Annotated in this window: 16 protein-coding genes and 1 pseudogene; 16 read left to right on the forward strand and 1 reads right to left on the reverse strand. The window is 67.3% G+C overall.

Annotation, left to right across the window (positions count from 1 at the left end):
• From DYS74_RS11665 to DYS74_RS11675, 3 genes and pseudogenes are all read left to right on the forward strand, one after another.
• Positions 1-163 (forward strand): annotated as a pseudogene (locus DYS74_RS11665) (bifunctional methylenetetrahydrofolate dehydrogenase/methenyltetrahydrofolate cyclohydrolase); the annotation flags it as partial.
• 80 nt (positions 164-243) lie between these two features.
• Positions 244-1,128 carry a formyltetrahydrofolate deformylase gene (gene purU / locus DYS74_RS11670; RefSeq protein WP_121533875.1) on the forward strand — a complete coding sequence of 295 codons (885 nt, stop codon included), beginning with the start codon at positions 244-246 and terminating at the stop codon, positions 1,126-1,128.
• A 330-nt stretch (positions 1,129-1,458) separates the two neighbouring features.
• Positions 1,459-2,184 carry a FadR/GntR family transcriptional regulator gene (locus DYS74_RS11675; RefSeq protein ID WP_113900136.1) on the forward strand — a complete coding sequence of 242 codons (726 nt, stop codon included), beginning with the start codon at positions 1,459-1,461 and terminating at the stop codon, positions 2,182-2,184.
• On the opposite strand, the gene DYS74_RS11680 is transcribed toward DYS74_RS11675, so the two are convergent.
• Positions 2,141-3,460, reverse strand: coding sequence for an ABC transporter substrate-binding protein (locus DYS74_RS11680; protein ID WP_121533876.1), 1,320 nt, complete (start codon positions 3,458-3,460; stop codon positions 2,141-2,143). The genes DYS74_RS11675 and DYS74_RS11680 overlap by 44 nt on opposite strands.
• A 172-nt stretch (positions 3,461-3,632) precedes the next feature.
• On the opposite strand from DYS74_RS11680, the gene DYS74_RS11685 reads away from it, so the two are divergent.
• From DYS74_RS11685 to DYS74_RS11745, 13 genes are all read left to right on the forward strand, one after another.
• Positions 3,633-4,976: an NAD(P)-binding domain-containing protein gene (locus DYS74_RS11685; RefSeq protein WP_121533877.1), complete on the forward strand. Its 1,344-nt coding sequence runs from the start codon at positions 3,633-3,635 to the stop codon at positions 4,974-4,976.
• A gap of 66 nt (positions 4,977-5,042) precedes the next feature.
• Entirely contained in the window at positions 5,043-7,415 is a 2,373-nt protein-coding gene (locus tag DYS74_RS11690) for a DUF1989 domain-containing protein (protein WP_121533878.1), read from the forward strand.
• 123 nt (positions 7,416-7,538) lie between these two features.
• The gene (locus DYS74_RS11695) at positions 7,539-9,335 is read left to right on the forward strand and encodes an APC family permease (RefSeq protein WP_220668844.1); all 1,797 of its coding nucleotides are present in this window, start codon (positions 7,539-7,541) and stop codon (positions 9,333-9,335) included.
• A gap of 73 nt (positions 9,336-9,408) precedes the next feature.
• Positions 9,409-10,545 (forward strand): aminomethyltransferase family protein, encoded by a 1,137-nt coding sequence (locus DYS74_RS11700; RefSeq protein ID WP_121533880.1) that lies wholly within the window; start codon positions 9,409-9,411, stop codon positions 10,543-10,545.
• Between the two features lie 59 nt (positions 10,546-10,604).
• The gene (locus DYS74_RS11705) at positions 10,605-11,207 is read left to right on the forward strand and encodes a dimethylamine monooxygenase subunit DmmA family protein (protein ID WP_121533881.1); all 603 of its coding nucleotides are present in this window, start codon (positions 10,605-10,607) and stop codon (positions 11,205-11,207) included.
• On the forward strand, positions 11,204-12,151 hold the full coding sequence (locus DYS74_RS11710) for a PDR/VanB family oxidoreductase (RefSeq protein WP_121533882.1): 948 nt from the start codon (positions 11,204-11,206) through the stop codon (positions 12,149-12,151). The genes DYS74_RS11705 and DYS74_RS11710 overlap by 4 nt, the downstream gene beginning before the upstream one ends.
• A gap of 9 nt (positions 12,152-12,160) precedes the next feature.
• Complete coding sequence (locus DYS74_RS11715; RefSeq protein ID WP_121533883.1) at positions 12,161-13,201, forward strand: heme-dependent oxidative N-demethylase family protein; 1,041 nt, start codon at positions 12,161-12,163, stop codon at positions 13,199-13,201.
• A gap of 161 nt (positions 13,202-13,362) precedes the next feature.
• The gene (gene fabI, locus DYS74_RS11720; protein ID WP_121533884.1) at positions 13,363-14,127 is read left to right on the forward strand and encodes an enoyl-ACP reductase FabI; all 765 of its coding nucleotides are present in this window, start codon (positions 13,363-13,365) and stop codon (positions 14,125-14,127) included.
• 252 nt (positions 14,128-14,379) lie between these two features.
• Complete coding sequence (locus DYS74_RS11725; RefSeq protein WP_121533999.1) at positions 14,380-14,883, forward strand: type III secretion system chaperone family protein; 504 nt, start codon at positions 14,380-14,382, stop codon at positions 14,881-14,883.
• A gap of 26 nt (positions 14,884-14,909) precedes the next feature.
• Positions 14,910-15,722 (forward strand): pyrroline-5-carboxylate reductase, encoded by an 813-nt coding sequence (gene proC, locus DYS74_RS11730; protein WP_121533885.1) that lies wholly within the window; start codon positions 14,910-14,912, stop codon positions 15,720-15,722.
• Positions 15,719-16,054, forward strand: coding sequence for a tRNA-binding protein (locus DYS74_RS11735; RefSeq protein WP_121533886.1), 336 nt, complete (start codon positions 15,719-15,721; stop codon positions 16,052-16,054). Before proC ends, DYS74_RS11735 begins: the two co-directional genes overlap by 4 nt.
• The gene (locus DYS74_RS11740) at positions 16,054-17,001 is read left to right on the forward strand and encodes a 2-hydroxyacid dehydrogenase (RefSeq protein ID WP_121533887.1); all 948 of its coding nucleotides are present in this window, start codon (positions 16,054-16,056) and stop codon (positions 16,999-17,001) included. Before DYS74_RS11735 ends, DYS74_RS11740 begins: the two co-directional genes overlap by 1 nt.
• Positions 17,002-17,056: 55 nt before the next feature.
• On the forward strand, positions 17,057-18,178 hold the full coding sequence (locus tag DYS74_RS11745) for a beta-ketoacyl-ACP synthase III (protein ID WP_121533888.1): 1,122 nt from the start codon (positions 17,057-17,059) through the stop codon (positions 18,176-18,178).
• Positions 18,179-18,254 lie beyond the last annotated feature (76 nt).

Here is an 18,254-nt window from a genome sequence, read left to right on the forward strand (position 1 = left end):
GGTGGGCGATGTCGATTTCGCCTCGGCCTCGCAAGTCGCCGGCGCGATCACCCCGGTGCCGGGCGGCGTCGGGCCGATGACCATCGCCTGTCTGCTGGCGAACACGCTCACTGCCTGCTGCCGCGCCAACGGATTGCCCGAGCCCGAGGGGCTCACGGCGTAAGACCCAAGACCATCACCCGCGCTTGGGAGAGCGCATCCCGGCCCTGGCCGACCCAACACTCATACCGACGGGAGACCGAAATGACCAAATACTGCCTGACCGTGGCCTGTCCCACGACGCGCGGCATCGTCGCCGCGATCGCGACCTATCTCGCCGAGAACGGCTGCAACATCACCGACAGCTCGCAGTTCGACGACACCCAGACCGGCAAGTTCTTCATGCGGGTGAGCTTCGTCTCCGAAGCGGGGCTCGACCTCGCGGCGCTCGAGACGGGCTTCGGCCCGACCGCCAAGACCTTCGACATGGTGGCGAAATTCCATGACGAGGCGGAGAAGATGAAGGTCATCATCATGGTCTCGCGCTTCGGCCATTGCCTGAACGACCTGCTCTATCGCTGGCGCATCGGTGCGCTGCCGATCGACATCGTGGCGGTGATCTCGAACCACATGGAGTACCAGAAGGTGGTGGTGAACCACGACATCCCCTTCCACTGCATCAAGGTGACGAAGGAGAACAAGGCTGCGGCCGAGGCCGAGCAGATGCGCATCGTGCACGAGACCGGGGCCGAGCTGATCGTCCTGGCGCGCTACATGCAGATCCTGTCGGACCAGATGTGCAAGGAAATGTCGGGGCGGATCATCAACATCCACCACTCGTTCCTGCCGAGCTTCAAGGGCGCGAACCCCTACAAGCAGGCCTATGAGCGCGGCGTGAAGCTGATCGGCGCGACCTCGCATTACGTCACCGCCGACCTCGACGAGGGCCCGATCATCGAGCAGGACACGATCCGCGTGACCCATGCGCAATCGCCCGACGATTACGTCTCGCTCGGCCGCGACGTCGAGAGCCAGGTGCTCGCCCGCGCGATCCACGCCCATATCCATCGCCGGGTGTTCATGAACGGCAACAAGACGGTGGTCTTCCCGGCAAGCCCCGGCTCCTACGCGTCCGAGCGCATGGGGTGAGCCGCGCTTGGGGCGCGCGTCCGGAGCGCAAGCGCAGGGCCGGGTGCTTTTGGCGCGTCCCCGAAGCGCCTGTCCCCCGGGCTTTCGCCTTGCCCGAAATACCTCGGGGGTGAATGGCCGTAGGCCAGAGGGGGCAGCGCCCCCTTTCTCCGGCCGGGGCAGGGGCGCTGCCCCCTTGCCCCCCGGGCGCTCTCGCCCGGGAATTTGACGCAATCGGATGTGGGGAAGAGGGCGCGATACCTGCGCGGCGCGTTTCGCGTCTGGATTTTCCTTGGGCAAAGCGGCTATTCTTTGGCCGTCCCGTGCGGGACTGCTCAAGGGAATTTGCAAGTGCCGCCTTCTTCCGGACGTCTTCTTTCCGCGCCGCAAAGCGAGCCTGTCGTCGGCGCGACGGTGCAATATGTCATCGACACGCTGACGACGCGGATCGTTTCGGGAGAATACGGGGTCGATGAACGTCTGCCCTCCGAGCGCGCGCTGGCGCAGGATCTGGGGGTGGCGCGCAACACCGTGCGCGAGGCGCTCGATCAGCTCGAGGAACGCGGCATGATCCGGCGCCGGGCGGGGTCGGGGTCCTTCGTCACCTGGGACCCCTCGGGCACGCAGGCGGCCGTCTCGACCGTCGCGGCCGAGACCGGGCCGCTGCAATTGCAGGTCGTGCGCGGGATCTTCGAGCCCGAGATGGTGCGGCTCGCGATCATCAACATGCCGCCGCGCGCGATCGAGGCGCTTGGCGAGACGCTGTCGCAGATGGAGGCGGTGCAGGCCGATGCCGGCGCCTTCGTGCGGCTCGAGGAGGAATTCCACCGCCAGATCGCGGCGGGCACCGGCAACCCCCTGCTGATCGCCTGCTACAATCTGGTGATCGACGCGCGCCGGCAGAGCTTCCGCGGCGCGATGTATCGCCGGCACCTGACGCCCAATCGCATCGCCTCCTATCAGCGCGGCTACAATGCGCTCTTCAATGCCATCGCAGCGCGCGACATCGAGGCGGCGAGCGAATTCATGAAGCTCACGCTGATCGAGGATCAGAAGCTTCTGATGCAGGAAGACTGATCTGGCGGCGCCGCGGCGCGGGGCGCAGGCGCTGGTGCCAGAGCTGGCCGAGCGCACCGAGGTGCTCGGTGAGGCGCGGCCCGTGTGCCTCGAGCCAGCCGAGCACCGAGCCGAACTCGACGATCTTCGCGCGCCCGCCCTCGATCCGCACCACCGGCCAGTCGCCCACCAGCGCATTGTCGATGCCGAAGACCTCGGCCCCCCACCAGCGCGCCGGGCCGAAGGCGTGCGGCATGATCTGCGAGCGCTTCATCGCGGCCAGCACCGAGACCGGGTCGGTCGTTTCGGCGCTTTCGACGGCGGCGTGCCACAGATCGAGGATCGAGGCATATTCCCAGCTCACCGCCGACCAGCTGCCCGGAAAGCGCGCGCCATAGGCGGCGAAGAAGGCCTCGGGGCGGTGGAAGAAGAAGGCGGTGTCGGCCAGTGCCGGGTCGTCGAAATCGGGGAACTGGAAGGTGTAGCGCGCCATGAAGGCGGCCGAGGTGCGCGCGATCATCCGCGGATAGTCGTCGGCGGTGCAGGCGAGGATCTCGCCGGTGAAGCCCTGGGCGTGGGCCGCCTCGGTCAGGGCATGGATCATCGGCGGCGCCGATGAGCACCAGCACAGCACGTCGGGCTGTTCGGCCAGCATCGCGCGCACGATGCCTTCGGCGTCGGTCTCGGCGGGCGCATAGCGCAGCTCCTTCACCCGGGCGTGGCCCGCGGCCTCGAAGGCGGCGCGATAGACGGCGAGCGAGGGCAGGCCGAGGCTGTCGGTCTGGCTGCACAGGGCGACACGCCGCGCCGCGGGGCGGCTCTTCGCCAGCCACTCGACCCCGGTCACGTTGAACAGCGGATGCACCTCGGCCGGCGCGATCAGATAGGGCGTGTCGGGCGAGAGGTCGGAGGGCAGCAGCGTCGCCACCAGCGCGCGGGTCTTCATCAGCCAGGGCAGGGCGGGGGCGAAGCTGTCGCCGCCAAGGGTCAGGATCAGCCGGCAGTCGAGCCGCTCGACAAGCTCATGGGCGGCGGCGCGGGTCGCCGCGGCGCCCGTCGCGCTGTCGCGTGCCACGATCTCGATCGGGTGGCGGCGCCCGCCCACCATCAGCCCGCCGCGCGCGTTCAGCCCCTCGGCCCAGAGCCGGCAGCCGTCGAGCCCCGGCCGGCCCCAGGATTCCTCGGGACCGGAGAGCGGCGTGAGGAAACCGATCCGCACCGGCGCGCGAGTCTTCACGCCGAGTCGGGGCAGGGAACCAGTTACCAGAAGGCGCTGCGCGAGTGTCGGGCTGCTCATAATTTGATCTATAGCCCTTTTTCGGCAGGCTGGAATGCCGAAAAATGCGGTGAAGCAATATTCCGCGCAGGAAAATTTGTTGACCCAAAAGATTTTGGTCCGCCTCATTGGTCCATGCCGAAGGAACCAGTTTTGAAATCTGGTCCATACCGGATCGAACAGGGAGACTACCATGACCAAACGCGTTGCCATCATCGGTGCCGGCCCCTCGGGTCTGGCCCAGCTCCGGGCCTTCCAGTCCGCCGCGCAGAAGGGGGCGGAGATCCCCGAGATCGTCTGCTTCGAGAAGCAGGAGACCTGGGGGGGCCTGTGGAACTACAGCTGGCGCACCGGCACCGACAAGAACGGCGAGCCGATCCATGGCTCGATGTATCGCTATCTCTGGACCAACGGTCCGAAGGAGGGGCTCGAATTCGCCGACTATTCCTTCGAGGAACATTTCGGCAAGCAGATCGCCTCCTATCCGCCGCGCGCCGTGATGGTCGATTACATCGAGGGCCGGGTGAACAAGGCCGGCGTGCGCGGCTGGATCCGCTTCAACTCGGTCGTGCGCTGGATCGAGTTCGACGAGGAGGCCGAGGACTTCACCGTCACCGTGCACGACATGGAACGCGACCACGTCTACAAGGAGCGCTTCGACCACGTCATCGTCGCCTCGGGGCACTTCTCCTCGCCGAACGTGCCGGAATATCCGGGCTTCGACCAGTTCTACGGCCGCATCGTGCATGCCCATGACTTCCGCGACGCGCGCGAGTTCGAGGGCCAGGACGTGCTGATCGTCGGCTCCTCCTATTCGGCCGAGGACATCGGCTCGCAATGCTGGAAATACGGCGCGAAAAGCGTCACCTCCTGCTATCGCAGCGCGCCGATGGGCTTCAAATGGCCCGAGAACTGGGAAGAGAAGCAGGGCCTCGTCCGGGTCGAGGGCAAGACCGCCTATTTCAAGGATGGCTCGTCGAAGCATATCGACTCGATCATCCTGTGCACCGGTTACAAGCACTACTTCCCGTTCCTGCCCGACAGCCTGCGGCTGAAGACGGCGAACCGGCTCGCGACCGCCGACCTCTACAAGGGCGTGGTCTATGTCCACAATCCGAAGATGTTCTACCTCGGCATGCAGGACCAGTGGTTCACCTTCAACATGTTCGACGCCCAGGCCTGGTATGTGCGCGACATCATCCTGGGCCGGATCGCGGTGCCCACCGACAAACAGACGCTGATCGCCGACGTGGCCGAGCGCGAGGAACGCGAAGAGGCCTCGGACGACGTCAAATACGCGATCAAGTATCAGGGCGACTACGTCAAGGAACTGATCGCCGAGACGGATTATCCGTCCTTCGACGTCGACGGCGCCTGCGAGGCCTTCTTCGAGTGGAAGCACCACAAGGCGGAAAACATCATGACCTTCCGCAACCACGCCTACAAGTCGGTCATCACCGGCACGATGGCGCCCACCCACCACACGCCGTGGAAGGATGCGCTCGACGACTCGATGGAAGCCTATCTCGCGAACTGAGTTGTGTCCCCCTGGGCGGGGGGCCTCGGGCCTCCCGCCTTCTTTTCCTGACGACAAGGACAGACCATGGTGCTTCTGCCCGCCGACACGCTCTTCCGCCCCGGTCCGCCCGCGCCGTCGCGCGCGCGCCGGCCGCTCGCCTATCGGACCGGCCCGGTCGAGGAGCGGCACGCCGTCCCCGGTCGCGGGGCGCTCGTGCTCGAGATCCGGGCGGGCGACCGGATCGAGGTGACCAACGACGAGGGCGGGCAGCGCGCCGAGCTGCTGGCCGCGCACCCCGACGGGCGGGCCGACTGCGGCCTGCTGGGCTGGGCGGGCGATTGCGCGGCGGAGGGGCTGCGCGACCTGCTCGCCTCGGGCGAGCCTTCGCTTGCCCGGCTGCGCCGCGCGCTCGAGCGCCGGGGGATCGACCTGAGCGCGGCCCGCGCCATCGGGCTTTTCGGCGCCGGATCGCGGGCGGGCGAGGCCGTGGGCTTCACCGCACAGGGCGCGGGCGTCGCGATCATCGCCGCGCCGGGCCCGGTGATGGATTTCGAGCGCCAGGACACCGCGACGCCGCTGACGGTGAAGATCACCCGCGCGACGCCGCGCGCCGCGGGCCGCTTCGCGCTGCCCGATCCGCTGGCCGATCCGCTGCTTGATCTGCGGGTGAAATCGGCAACCGCCGAGGCCTATGTGGTGAAGGCGGGCGAGTTCATCCAGATCCTCGACGTCGACGGTCGCCAATGCACCGATTTCCAGTGCTTCGACGCCCGCAAGCTCGACCGCGGCATCATCAACCCGCTCGACGTCACCACCACCCGCACGCTGATGGGGCATGCCTATCCGAACCCGGGGCTGCACGCGAAATACTATGATCAGGATTTCACCCCGCTGGTCGAGGTGATCCAGGACACCTGCGGCCGCCACGACGCCTTCGCCATGGCCTGTTCGTCGAAATATTACGACGACATCGGCTATCCGGGGCACGCGAACTGCTCGGACAACTTCAACACCGCGCTGGCCGCCCATGGCGTGCCCGCCCGCGCGGGCTGGATGGCGGCGAATTTCTTCTTCAACACCGGGATCGACGCGCATGGCGTGCTGGTCGCGGACGAACCCTGGTCGCGGCCCGGCGATTACGTGCTGATGCGCGCGCTGACCGATCTGGTCTGCGTCTCTTCGGCCTGCCCGGACGACACCTCCTCGGCCAATGGCTGGGATCTCACCGACATCCATGTGCGCAGCTATGGCGCGGGCGAGCGGTTCTCGCGCGCCTCGGCCTGGCGCGCCACCCCCGACGCGGAGCCGATCATGACGCGTGAAAGCGCCTTCCACGACAGTTTTGCCGCCCTGACCCGCGATTTCGTCGAATATCGCGGTTTCTGGCTGCCGAATTCCTTCCCGGAATGCGATCCGGTCGAAAGCTATTGGGCGGCGCGCGAGGGCGTGGTCGCGATGGACCTTTCGGCGCTGCGCAAGTTCGAGGTGACCGGCCCCGATGCCGAGGCGCTGATGAACTGGGTTCTGACGCGCGACGTGACGAAGCTGGGCCACGGTCAGGTCGTCTATTCGGCGATGTGCTATCCGCATGGCGGCATGATCGACGATGGCACGCTGTTCCGTCTGGGTGCGCAGAACTTCCGCTGGATCGGCGGCTCGGACGAGGGCGGGGTGTGGATGCGCGAGGAGGCGGCGCGGCTTGGCCTCAACGTGATGATCCGTGCCTCGACCGATCAGATGCACAACCTTGCGGTGCAGGGGCCGCGCTCGCGCGAGCTGATGACGGAAATCATCTGGACCGCACCGCATCAGCCGGCGCTGGCCGATCTGGGCTGGTTCCGCTTCACCGTGGGCCGCATCGGCGGGGCCGAGGGGGTGCCGGTCGTCGTCTCGCGCACCGGCTACACGGGGGAACTGGGCTACGAGATCTTCTGCCATCCGAAGGACGGCAAGGCGGTCTTCGACGCGGTCTTCGGCGCGGGGGCCAAGTTCGGCATCAAGCCGATGGGGCTTGGCGGCCTTGACCTGTGCCGGATCGAGGCGGGGCTGGTCTTCGCGGGCTATGACTTTTCCGACCAGACCGACCCGTTCGAGGCCGGCATCGGTTTCACCGTGCCGCTGAAATCGAAAACCGCCGATTTCGTCGGGCGCGAGGCGCTCCTGCGCCGCAAGGAAACCCCCGCGCGCAAGTTCGTCGGCCTCGAGATCGAGGGCCAGGACCCGGTCTTTCACGGCGATTGCGTGCGGATCGGGCGGGCGCAGGTGGGCGAGGTCTGCTCGGCCATGCACAGCCCGCGCACCAACCAGTGGATCGCGCTCGCGCGCCTCGACGTCGCCCATGCCGAGCCCGGCACCGCGGTCGAGGTCGGCAAGCTCGATGGCCACCTGAAGCGGATCGCGGCGCGCGTCGCGCCCTTCCCGCATTACGACCCGAAAAAGGAACGTCCGCGCTCGTGAGGGTGTGGCGGGCCGGGTGGGGAGACCCGGCCGAAGGCCCCGGGAAACCGGGTGGGGAGGCAAGAAAACGGGGCGGAAACAGCCCCCTTCCACTCAACAGGGAGTTTGGACGTGGAACAGAACATGGCTTCCGCAGCGCCGATGGCGCGCGGACCGGAGGGAACACCCTCCGCGGGGACGCTCAAGCGTGCCCTTGACTGGAAAGGCGCCTTCTGGGTCGCGGCCGGTGTGCCGCCGCTCGTGCTCTTCTCGATCGGCGGCATCGCCGGCGTCGCGGGCAAGGCCGCCTTCGTCGTCTGGATGGTCTCGATGGTGATGGGCTTCCTGCAGAGCTTCACCTATGCCGAGATGGCCGGCATGTTCGGCAACAAGTCGGGCGGTGCCTCGGTCTATGGCGCGACCGCCTGGCTGCGCTATTCGAAACTGATCGCGCCCTTGTCGGTGTGGTGCAACTGGTTCGCCTGGTCGCCGGTGCTGTCGCTCGGTTGCGCGATCGCGGCGGGCTATATCCTGAACGCGCTCTTCCCGATCCCGCTCGCGGAAAGCCAGCCGGTGCTTGACTGGGTCGCGGCGCATCTGTCGCAATACAGCGCCTCGACGCAGGCGGTCATCGACTACATCGCCGCCAACCCGGGCACCGCCCCCGAGGCCGCGATCCAGGCCGTGGCCTCGGCCGATGGCGTCGCCGCGCTGACGCCCGCCTTCCGCGTCTGGGAAGCCTTCGGCATTCCGGTTCCGGGCCTTGGCACGCTGCATTTCAACTCGACCTTCGTGATCGGCGTCGTGCTGATGCTGATGATCTTCGCGATCCAGCACCGCGGCATCGCCTCGACGGCGAAATCGCAAAAGATCATGGCGGTCGTCGTGCTGATCCCGCTGCTTCTGGCCGGGCTGATGCCGATCCTGACCGGTGCCATCGACTGGATGAACGTCACCTCGATCGTGCCGCCCTCGGCCGCCTATTCCGGCACCGATGGCAGCTGGTCGGTGGGCGGCTGGACGCTGATCCTCGGCGCGCTCTACATCGCGGCCTGGTCGACCTATGGTTTCGAGACCGCGGTCTGCTACACCGCCGAGTTCAAGAACCCTCATCGCGACACCTTCCGGGCGATCTTCTTCTCGGGCCTCCTGTGTGTGGTGTTCTTCTTCATCATCCCCTTCGCCTTCCAGGGTGTGCTGGGGCAGGCGGGGATGCTGGCGCCGGGGATCGTCGACGGCACCGGCGTCGGCGAGGTGCTGGGCCAGATGGTGGGCGCGGGGCCGCTTGTCGCCCATCTCTTCGTGATCCTGATGATCATGGCGCTCTTCCTGGCGATCATGACCGCCATGGCCGGGTCGTCGCGCACGCTCTATCAGGGCGCCCGTGACGGCTGGCTGCCGAAGTACCTGACGCATGTGAACGATCATGGCGCGCCGACCGGGGCGATGTGGACCGACCTCGTCTTCAACATCTTCCTGCTCGCGCTCGCCTCGGATGCGACGGGCTACTTCTACGTGCTCGCGATCTCGAACGTCGGCTACATCATGTTCAACTTCCTGAACCTGAACGCCGGCTGGATCCACCGCATCGACAGCCCGCACCTGCCGCGTCCGTGGAAGGCGCCGACCATCCTGATCGGCTTCAACACGCTGCTCGCCTTCGTCAACGCGCTCTTCCTCGGCGCCGGCGCCAAGGTCTGGGGCTATTCGAACGCGCTCTGGTCGGGCGTCATCTTCGCCGCGCTGATCCTGCCGGTGTTCTGGTTCCGCCATTATTACCAGGACAAGGGCCACTTCCCGCGCGAGGCGATGGAAGACCTCGGCCTCACCGATCACGGCGATCTCGGCCCGCGCAACGCCGGCTTCTGGCCCTATCTCGCGCTGATCGCGGGTGTGGCGGTGGTGCTCTGGGCGAACTGGTTCTTCCAGCTGCCGGCCTGAGCCATGCACTTCCCCGCCGCGACGCTCGCGGCGGGGCCCTTCAACGACTGACGAACCCCCAGGGAGACAGGGAATGACCGCATCTTGGAGATTTTCGACGCTGGCCGACCGGCACCGCGCGCTGGGCTCGGCGCTGGAAGACTGGAGCGGCATGGGCACCGCCTGGTCCTATGACGGCGATCCGCTCGCCGAATACATGGCGATCCGGACGAAGGCCGGGCTGATGGATGTCTCGGGCCTGAAGAAGGTCCATATCACCGGGCCGGCGGCCTCCCACGTCATCGACCGCGCCACCACGCGCAACGTCGAGAAGCTGATGCCGGGCCGCGCCGTCTATGCCTGCATGCTCAACGACGCGGGCAAGTTCGTCGACGACTGCGTGATCTACCGCACCGCGCCGAACGCCTTCATGGTGGTGCATGGCTCGGGTCAGGGCTTCGAGCAGCTGACGATGGCCGCAACCGGCCGCGACGTCTCGATCCGCTTCGACGACAACCTGCATGACCTCTCGCTGCAAGGCCCGCTTGCCGTCGATTTCCTCGAGAAATACGTGCCGGGCATCCGCAGCCTGAATTACTTCAGCCACATGCCCACCTCGCTTTTCGGGGTGCCGGCGCTGATCGCGCGCACCGGCTACACCGGCGAGCGCGGCTATGAGCTGTTCGTGCGCGGCCAGGACGCGCCGATGATCTGGGACCGCATCCTCGAAGAGGGCGCGGCGATGGGGATCATCCCCTGCCGCTTCACCACGCTCGACCTGCTGCGCACGGAAAGCTATCTGCTCTTCTTCCCCTACGACAACTCGGAAATGTATCCGTTCGAGAACGAAGCCTGCGGCGACACGCTGTGGGAGCTGGGCCTCGATTTCACCGTCTCGCCCGGCAAGACCGGCTTCCGCGGCGCCGAGGAGCATTACCGGCTCAAGGGCAAGGAGCGCTTCAAGATCTGGGGTCTCAAGCTCGAGGGCAAGGTGCCGCCCGAGAACGGCGCGCCGGTGCTGAAGGACGGGGTCAAGGTCGGCGTCGTGACCCAGGCGATGTATTCGCCGCTGAACGACTGGACCGTCGCCATCGCCCGCCTGCCGGTCGACTGCGCGGTCGAGGGCATGCCCCTCACCGTCGCCAGCACCGAGGCCGGCACGATCGGTGCTACCACCTCGCCGATGCCCTTCTTCGACATCGAGAAGAAGCGTCGCACCGCCAAGGGCTGACGCGAAACGGGCAGGGGCGGCAGCAGACCGCCCCACCCAGACCCAACAGGAACCATGCCATGCCGCGCACCGAATTCTCCCCCTCGATCACCTCGCGTCCGGTCTATCCCGGGCTCACCCCGCAGGGCGCCACCCCGGCGATCATGCTCGCCGAAGGGCCGGGCGCCGAGGCGATCCTCGACCTCGCCGCGCTCGATGCCTCGGTGATGGATCTTGCGCATCTGATCTATATCCCCGCCGGCCATGACGCGGGGCCCCGCCTCGCCGCGCTTGGCGCGAAGATGTATCGCGAGGCGCCGAGCTATGCTTCCGCGCTCGAGCGCTATCGCAAGGCGCTTGCCGATGCCCGGATGGGCACGACGCTTTACCTCGCCGGCTCCGAGGGGATGATCGGTCAGGCCGTGGCCGAGGCGCTGGCCGCGGGCCTGCCGCCCGAGGCGATCCAGACCGAGCATCGCGGCACGATCGCGCGCCGCATGCAATGCGTGCATTGCAAGGGCGTGACCGAGAATGTCACCACCGACCCCTTCGTGTGCAGCCATTGCGGCCTCACCCTTTTCGTGCGCGACCATTTCTCGCGCCGCCTCGGCGCCTTCCAGGGTGTCTGCGTCGATGCCGAGACCCCCGGCATCGTGCCCGCCGTGCAGGAGATCAAACCATGACCAGCCGCATGCTGCGCGTGAGCGCGATCGAGGCACTCTCGCCTCTCGTAAGTCGTTTCCGCTTCGAGGACCCCGAAGGGGCATTGCTGCCGCTCTTCTCCGGCGGGGCGCATGTGGTCGTCGAGATGCCCGACGCGGGCGTGCTGCGCCGCAACGCCTATTCGCTGATCTCCGATCCGATGGACGGTTCGGGCTATGAGATTGCCGTGCGGCGCGAGGACGGCGGCCGCGGCGGTTCGAAATTCCTGCACACGCAGGTAGCGGAGGGGGACCTCATGCGCATCTCCGCCCCGGTGAACCTCTTCTCGCTCGATCTGCGGGCGAAGAAACATGTGATGATCGCCGGCGGCATCGGCATCACGCCGTTTCTGGCACAGCTCAAGCAGCTCGCCCGGCTGCAGATGCCCTTCGAGCTGCACTATGCCGCGCGGAGCCGGGCCGAGGCCGCGGGGCTCGCGCTGCTGCCTGCCTCGCCGCAGGTGCATGTGCACATCTCGGAGGAGGGCAACCGGATGGACCTGGGCGCCATTCTGGGCAGCCAGCCGCTTGGCACCCATGTCTATACCTGCGGCCCCGAGGGGCTGATCGAGGCGGTGGCCGAGACCGGCGCGCGGTTCGGCTGGCCGAGGACGGCGCTGCATTCCGAGGTCTTCATGGCGCCGCCGCCCGGCGCGCCCTTCGAGGTGACGCTGGCGACCTCGGGCAAGGTGGTCACCGTCGGGGCGCATCAGAGCCTGCTCGAGGCGCTCGAGGCGGCTCAGGTCGAGGTGCAGTGGATGTGCCGCGGCGGGGCCTGCGGGCGTTGCGAGACCGGGGTGAAATCCTGCCACGGCACGATCGAGCACCACGACCACTGGCTGAGCGATGACGAGCACGCGCGCCAGACGAAAATCATGCCCTGCGTTTCGCGTTTCAAGGGCGAAACCCTCGTTCTCGACCTCTAGGAGGCACGGATGACCATCCAGTTCCACGACGAAACCTTCCGCGACGACTACACGTTCCACAACTCGCCCGAGGGGATCCGGCGCTTCCCGTTCCCCTTCGATGCGGACAGCTACATGTATTCGGTCAACCTTGAGCCGCACGCGGGCGGCAAGGCCGGATCGCCGTTTGAAAAGCGCTTCGACGTCGATGAGCATTACGTCGCCGAGATGCGCGACCGGGCGATCACGCTGACGGAAGACCCGCTGCGCTGCCAGTCGCTGCCGCATATGGAGCTTGCCGGCTGGGATTTCCTCGAACTGGTGATGGTCTCGAAATCCGAGGATTACCCCGAGCTTTTCACGCTCAACCGCGACGGCGACCGCTGGCACTGGATCAACCGCCCGCTCGGGATCGAGCAGCGCTTCACCTTCCTTGACGCCACCACGCTGCCTTGCGGGCCGATGGAATACATCACCCGCCAGACCCAGGGCGACCACGCGCTCCTTGACCAGCGCGACGGCAACCTGTGGATGGATGCCGGCATGGTGACAAGCCAGGCCGACTGGTCGCTCGATTTCGACATCGGCATGAACTTCTTCGAGTGGCATGCGCCGGTGCCGAAGGCGCATGAGATGGGCGTGTTCCAGCGCGCGCTGAAGTTCCTTCTGAACCTGCAGCAGGGCGCGCCGGTGCGGCGGCTGAACTGGACGATGACGGTCAATCCGCGCCTCGACACCAGCCCCGAGAACTACCACAAATGGGGCCCCGAGAAGCGCACCGTCGCGGCCGATAACGTCGGTGCGAAACAGTATCTGCGGGTCGAGCTGCAGACGCTCTGGCGGTTGCCGCGTTCGAACGCCATCGCCTTCCCGATCCGCTGCTATCTGTGCTCGCTCGAGGATATCGTGACGGTGCCGAAATGGGGCCGCCGGCTGCACCGGGTGCTGCGCGACCTGCCCAATGAGCTGGCCGAATACAAGGGCTTCGCGGTGAACCGGCCGACCATCGTCGACTATCTCGCGGCCTTCGACGACGGCGCGCCGACCTCGCCGGGCATCTTCCCCGACTGATCCGGGGCAGGGGCCCCGGCGGGGCCCCGCTGCCCGGCCGTGGAGTTTTTGCCACGCTCTTTCGCGGTTGCAGCAAGAACTTTTCTGCGATGCGGAAAAGTCCGGGCAGGGCGCGCGAAACCCTGCTAAGACTCGGGTGCACCTGAACTCATGGAGGCACCATGTTCTCGCTGAAGGGACAGAAGATTCTCGTTGTCGGCATCGCCAACGACCATTCCATCGCCTATGGCTGCGCCCGCGCCTTCCGCGAACAGGGGGCGGATCTGGCCGTCACCTGGCTCAACGCCAAGGCCGAACCGCATGTCCGGCCGCTCGCCGAATCGCTCGGCGCCGAGATCATGATGCCGCTCGACGTCACCGTGCCGGGCGAGCTGGAAGCGGTCTACGAGGAAATCGGCAAACGCTGGGGCAAGGTCGACACGATCCTGCATTCGATCGCCTTCGCGCCGAAGGCCGACCTGCACGGCCGGGTCATCGACTGCTCCGCCGAGGGCTTCGGCAAGGCGATGGACGTCTCGGTCCATTCCTTCCTGCGGATGATCCGTCTGGCCGAACCGCTGATGCCCGAGGGCGGCACCTGCCTGTCGGTCTCGTTCTTCGGCTCGTCGCGCGTCGTGCAGCACTACAACATCATGGGCCCGGTGAAGGCCGCGCTCGAAAGCACGGTGCGCTATGCCGCGGCCGAGCTTGGCGAGAAGGGCATCCGCGTGCATGCGCTCTCGCCCGGACCGCTCGCCACCCGCGCCGCCTCGGGCATCGACCAGTTCGACAGCCTGCTGGCCGAGGCGACCGAGCGCGCGCCGACCCATGTGCTGACCACGATCGACGACGTCGGCGCGATGGCGGCCTTCCTGGCTGCGCCCGAGGCGAAGAACCTCACCGGCGGCGTGCACGACATCGACGGCGGCTATTCGATCACCGCCTGAGCGCACCGTCCGCGCCTTGACCGGCATCGGGTTCGCCCGGTGCCGGTTTCGTATTTCCGCCCCTCTCCCGGCGGTTGTCCCCAGATATCGTGTCGGCAGGGACAGTTATCCACGACAAATTGCTTTACAGGGGCCAGATCCCGCCGCACGATATCTTGTAGGGGTCGTGCGCTGCCACGCCGATCCTTGTGGATGGATCGAATCCTAGGGAAACATCCCGGGATCTGCACGAAACGCGTGGGGGGTATGGGCATGGCACTGATCGAGGACTATCTCGGCGTCGAGGACATCCACCCGATCGACGTGGTGGAAACGCTGGCCGAGGCGCATGAATGGGATTTCGACCGCGTCGCCGATGACCAGATCGCGATGATGGTCGAGGGGCAGTGGCGCAGCTATTCGCTCACCCTCGCCTGGTCGGCGCAGGACGAGGTGCTGCGGCTGCTGTGCACCTTCGAGATCGACCCGCCCGCGGCGCGCGAGGGCGCGCTTTACGATCTGCTCAACCGCATCAACGACCAGTGCTGGACCGGTGCCTTCACCTTCTGGCGCGAGCAGAAGCTGATGGTGTGGCGCTATGGCCTTGTGCTGTCGGGCGGCCAGATCGCGGGACCGGCGCAGATCGACCGGATGATCGGCGCCGCGGTCAGCGTCTCGGAACGCTTCTACCCGGCGATGCAGCTTGCCTGCTGGGGCGACGAAACCCCCGAAGCGGCGCTGAAGGTCGCCATTGCAGAGGCCTACGGCCGCGCCTAAGCTCTCCCCCGCAAAGGGGAAATGCGATGGACTTTTCGACGATTGAGGCACGCGGTCTGGTTCTTCTGGGCTGTGGCAAGATGGGCTCGGCGCTGCTCGCCGGCTGGCTGCGCGGCGGGCTGAGCCCGAGCGCGGTGCATGTGATCGACCCGCACCCGTCCGACTGGCTGATGGGCACGGGCGTGGCGGTGAACGGGCCGCTGCCCGAGGCGCCGGCGGTGGTGCTGGTCGCGGTCAAGCCGCAGATGATGGGCGCGGCGCTGCCGCAGCTGACGGCGATGGGGGGCGGGCGCACGCTCTTCGTCTCGATCGCGGCGGGCACGACGATTGCCACCTTCGAAGGGGTTCTGGGCGCCGGCACCCGGCTTGTCCGCGCGATGCCGAACACGCCGGCCGCGATCGGCCGCGGCATCACCGCGATCGTCGGCAACACTCAGGCCACCGCCGCCGATCTCGACATGGCCGAGGGGCTGTTGTCGGCCGTCGGTCAGGTGGTGCGGCTCGATGCCGAAAGCCAGATCGACGCGGTGACGGCGGTGTCGGGCTCGGGCCCGGCCTATGTCTTCCACCTGATCGAGGCGCTCGCCGCCGCGGCCGAGGCCGAGGGGCTGTCGCCCGAGCTGTCGATGCGGCTCGCCAAGGCCACCGTCGGCGGCGCCGGCCAGCTGGCCGAGGATGCGGCCGAGGACCCCGCGCAGCTGCGCGTCAACGTGACCAGCCCGGGCGGCACCACCGCCGCCGCGCTTGCCGTGCTGATGGATGCCGAAACCGGCTTCCCGGCGCTTCTGAAACGTGCGGTCAAGGCCGCCGCCGACCGCGGACGGGAGCTTGGCAAGTGACGATCAGTTTCGACGATTTCCTCAAGGTCGACATCCGTGTCGGCCGCATCACCGCCGCCGAGACCTTCCCGCAGGCGCGCAAGCCCGCCTACAAGCTGACCATCGACTTCGGTCCCGAGATCGGCACCAAGCGCTCCTCGGCGCAGATCACCAAGCATTACACGCCCGAGGAGCTGGTGGGCCGGCAGGTGATGGCGGTGGTGAACTTCCCGCCGCGCCAGATCGGCCCCTTCATGTCCGAGGTGCTGACGCTCGGCGTGCCCGACGAGAGCGGCGAGGTGGTGCTGATCGGTCCCGGTCAGGACGTGCCGATCGGCGGAAGGCTCTACTGATGAAGCTGCTCGTCACCCGTGCCCTCACCCCGGCTGTCGAGGCGCGGGTGCGCGCGGAGTTTCCCGACGCGACCTTCCGCAACGGCGCCGCCCCGATGACCGAGGCCGAGGCGGCCGAGGCGCTGGCCACCCATGACGCGCTTCTGGTGACGCTGGGCGATCAGGTCCGCGGTGCGGCCTTCGCCGGGCCGCTGCGTGCGAAGATCGTGGCGAATTTCGGCGTGGGCTATAACCATATCGACGCGGTGGCGGCGAAGGCGCACGGGATCACCGTGACCAACACCCCGGGTGCAGTGACCGACGCCACCGCCGACATCGCGCTGACGCTGCTCCTGATGAGCGCGCGCCGCGCCGGGGCGGGGGAGCGCTTCGTGCGTTCGGGCGCCTGGACCGGCTGGACGCCCACCCAGTTCCTCGGTCATCACGTCACCGGCAAGCGCGTCGGCATCGTCGGGCTTGGCCGGATCGGCAAAGCGATCGCGCGGCGCTGCCATTACGGCTTCGACATGGAGGTGGTGTTCCACAACCGCTCGACCGTGACCGAGCCGGGGCTGCCGGCGCGGCAGGTGCCGCTTCACGAGCTGCTGGCGATCTCCGATTTCGTGGTGATCGCGGTGCCCGCGACGCCGCAGACGCATCACCTGATCGGGGCGGCGGAACTCGCGCGGATGCAGCCCCATGCGCATCTCGTCAACATCGCCCGCGGCGACATCGTCGACGAGGCAGCGCTAATCGCGGCGCTCGAGGGCGGGCAGATCGCCGGGGCGGGGCTCGATGTCTTCGAGCGCGAGCCCGTCGTGCCCGCGGCGCTGCGCGCGCTCGACTGCGTCACGCTGCTGCCGCATCTTGGCACCGCGGCGCTTGAGGTGCGCGATGCCATGGGCTTCATGGCGCTTGCCAATCTGACCGCCTTCCGTGACGGCAAGGTGCCGCCGAACGCGGTCTGACCCTTGACCCCCGGCGCGGTTCGCAAGACTGTGCCGCGACTTTCGAGAGGACCAGATGTTCACCCCTGCGATCACCGGAACCGGGGTCTTCACCCCGCCAGAGACCATCACCAACGACGAGCTGGTCGTCGCCTTCAACGCCTATGCCGACCGCTACAACGCCGAGCATGCGGCCGAGATCGCGGCGGGCACGCTGGCGGCCAAGGATCATTCCTCGTCCGAGTTCATCTTCAAGGCCTCGGGCATCGAGAGCCGCTATGTGATGGACAAGACGGGCGTTCTCGACCCCGCGCGGATGTATCCGCAGCTGCGCCAGCGCAGCGACGACGAGCCCGGGATCATGGCCGAGATGGCGCTCGAGGCCTGCGCCAAGGCCCTTGCCGCCGCCGGACGCGAGGGCAGCGAGGTCGATCTGGTGATCTGCGCCGCCTCGAACATGGAACGCGCCTATCCCGCCATCGCGATCGAGATCCAGAAGCTTCTGGGCGCCTCGGGCTTTGCCTTCGACATGAACGTGGCCTGCTCCTCGGCGACCTTCGGCATCCAGGCCGCGGCCGACATGATCCGCACCGGCTCGGTGCGGCGCGCGCTGGTGGTGAACCCCGAGATCACCTCGGGCCATCTCGAATGGCGCGACCGCGACTGCCATTTCATCTTCGGCGATGTCGCGACCGCGACGCTGATCGAGCGGCGCGACGAGGCGAAGGCCGGCGGCTTCGAGATCCGCTCGAGCCGCTGCGCCACCGAGTTCTCGAACAACATCCGCAACAACAACGGCTTTTTGCGCCGCACCCGGCCCGACGGGATGGCCGACCGGCGCGACATGCAGTTCATGCAGGAGGGCCGCAAGGTCTTCAAGGAAGTGCTGCCGATGGTCTGCGCCCATATCCTCGGCCATCTGGCCGAGGAAGGGCTCGAGCCCGCGGCGCTGCGCCGGCTCTGGCTGCATCAGGCGAACAAGACGATGAACGACTTCATCGGCCGCAAGGTGCTGGGCCGCGATCCGGCACCCGGCGAGCAGCCGAACATCTTGCAGGAATATGCCAACACCTCCTCGGCCGGCTCGATCATCGCCTTCGACCGCTTCTCGGGCGATTTCGCGCCGGGCGAGACCGGGCTGATCTGCTCCTTCGGGGCGGGGTATTCCGTCGGCTCGGTGATCGTCGAGAAGTTCTGAGACCGCGCGCGGCCGGGGGCGAAGGATGCCTCCGGCGGGAGAATTTGCACAAGGAAAAGCCCGGGGCCTGAGAACC

Origin of the sequence: Paenirhodobacter hankyongi, from assembly GCF_003664585.1 — a bacterium.
Taxonomy (GTDB): domain Bacteria; phylum Pseudomonadota; class Alphaproteobacteria; order Rhodobacterales; family Rhodobacteraceae; genus Rhodobacter; species Rhodobacter hankyongi.

Coding starts and splice junctions, on each gene's coding strand:
- purU (WP_121533875.1), top strand. CDS start 244: ATGACCAAATACTGCCTGACCGTGGCCTGTCCCACGACGCGCGGCATC.
- DYS74_RS11680 (WP_121533876.1), bottom strand. CDS start 3,460: ATGAGCAGCCCGACACTCGCGCAGCGCCTTCTGGTAACTGGTTCCCTG.
- DYS74_RS11685 (WP_121533877.1), top strand. CDS start 3,633: ATGACCAAACGCGTTGCCATCATCGGTGCCGGCCCCTCGGGTCTGGCC.
- DYS74_RS11690 (WP_121533878.1), top strand. CDS start 5,043: ATGGTGCTTCTGCCCGCCGACACGCTCTTCCGCCCCGGTCCGCCCGCG.
- DYS74_RS11695 (WP_220668844.1), top strand. CDS start 7,539: ATGGCTTCCGCAGCGCCGATGGCGCGCGGACCGGAGGGAACACCCTCC.
- DYS74_RS11700 (WP_121533880.1), top strand. CDS start 9,409: ATGACCGCATCTTGGAGATTTTCGACGCTGGCCGACCGGCACCGCGCG.
- DYS74_RS11705 (WP_121533881.1), top strand. CDS start 10,605: ATGCCGCGCACCGAATTCTCCCCCTCGATCACCTCGCGTCCGGTCTAT.
- DYS74_RS11710 (WP_121533882.1), top strand. CDS start 11,204: ATGACCAGCCGCATGCTGCGCGTGAGCGCGATCGAGGCACTCTCGCCT.
- DYS74_RS11715 (WP_121533883.1), top strand. CDS start 12,161: ATGACCATCCAGTTCCACGACGAAACCTTCCGCGACGACTACACGTTC.
- fabI (WP_121533884.1), top strand. CDS start 13,363: ATGTTCTCGCTGAAGGGACAGAAGATTCTCGTTGTCGGCATCGCCAAC.
- DYS74_RS11725 (WP_121533999.1), top strand. CDS start 14,380: ATGGCACTGATCGAGGACTATCTCGGCGTCGAGGACATCCACCCGATC.
- proC (WP_121533885.1), top strand. CDS start 14,910: ATGGACTTTTCGACGATTGAGGCACGCGGTCTGGTTCTTCTGGGCTGT.
- DYS74_RS11740 (WP_121533887.1), top strand. CDS start 16,054: ATGAAGCTGCTCGTCACCCGTGCCCTCACCCCGGCTGTCGAGGCGCGG.
- DYS74_RS11745 (WP_121533888.1), top strand. CDS start 17,057: ATGTTCACCCCTGCGATCACCGGAACCGGGGTCTTCACCCCGCCAGAG.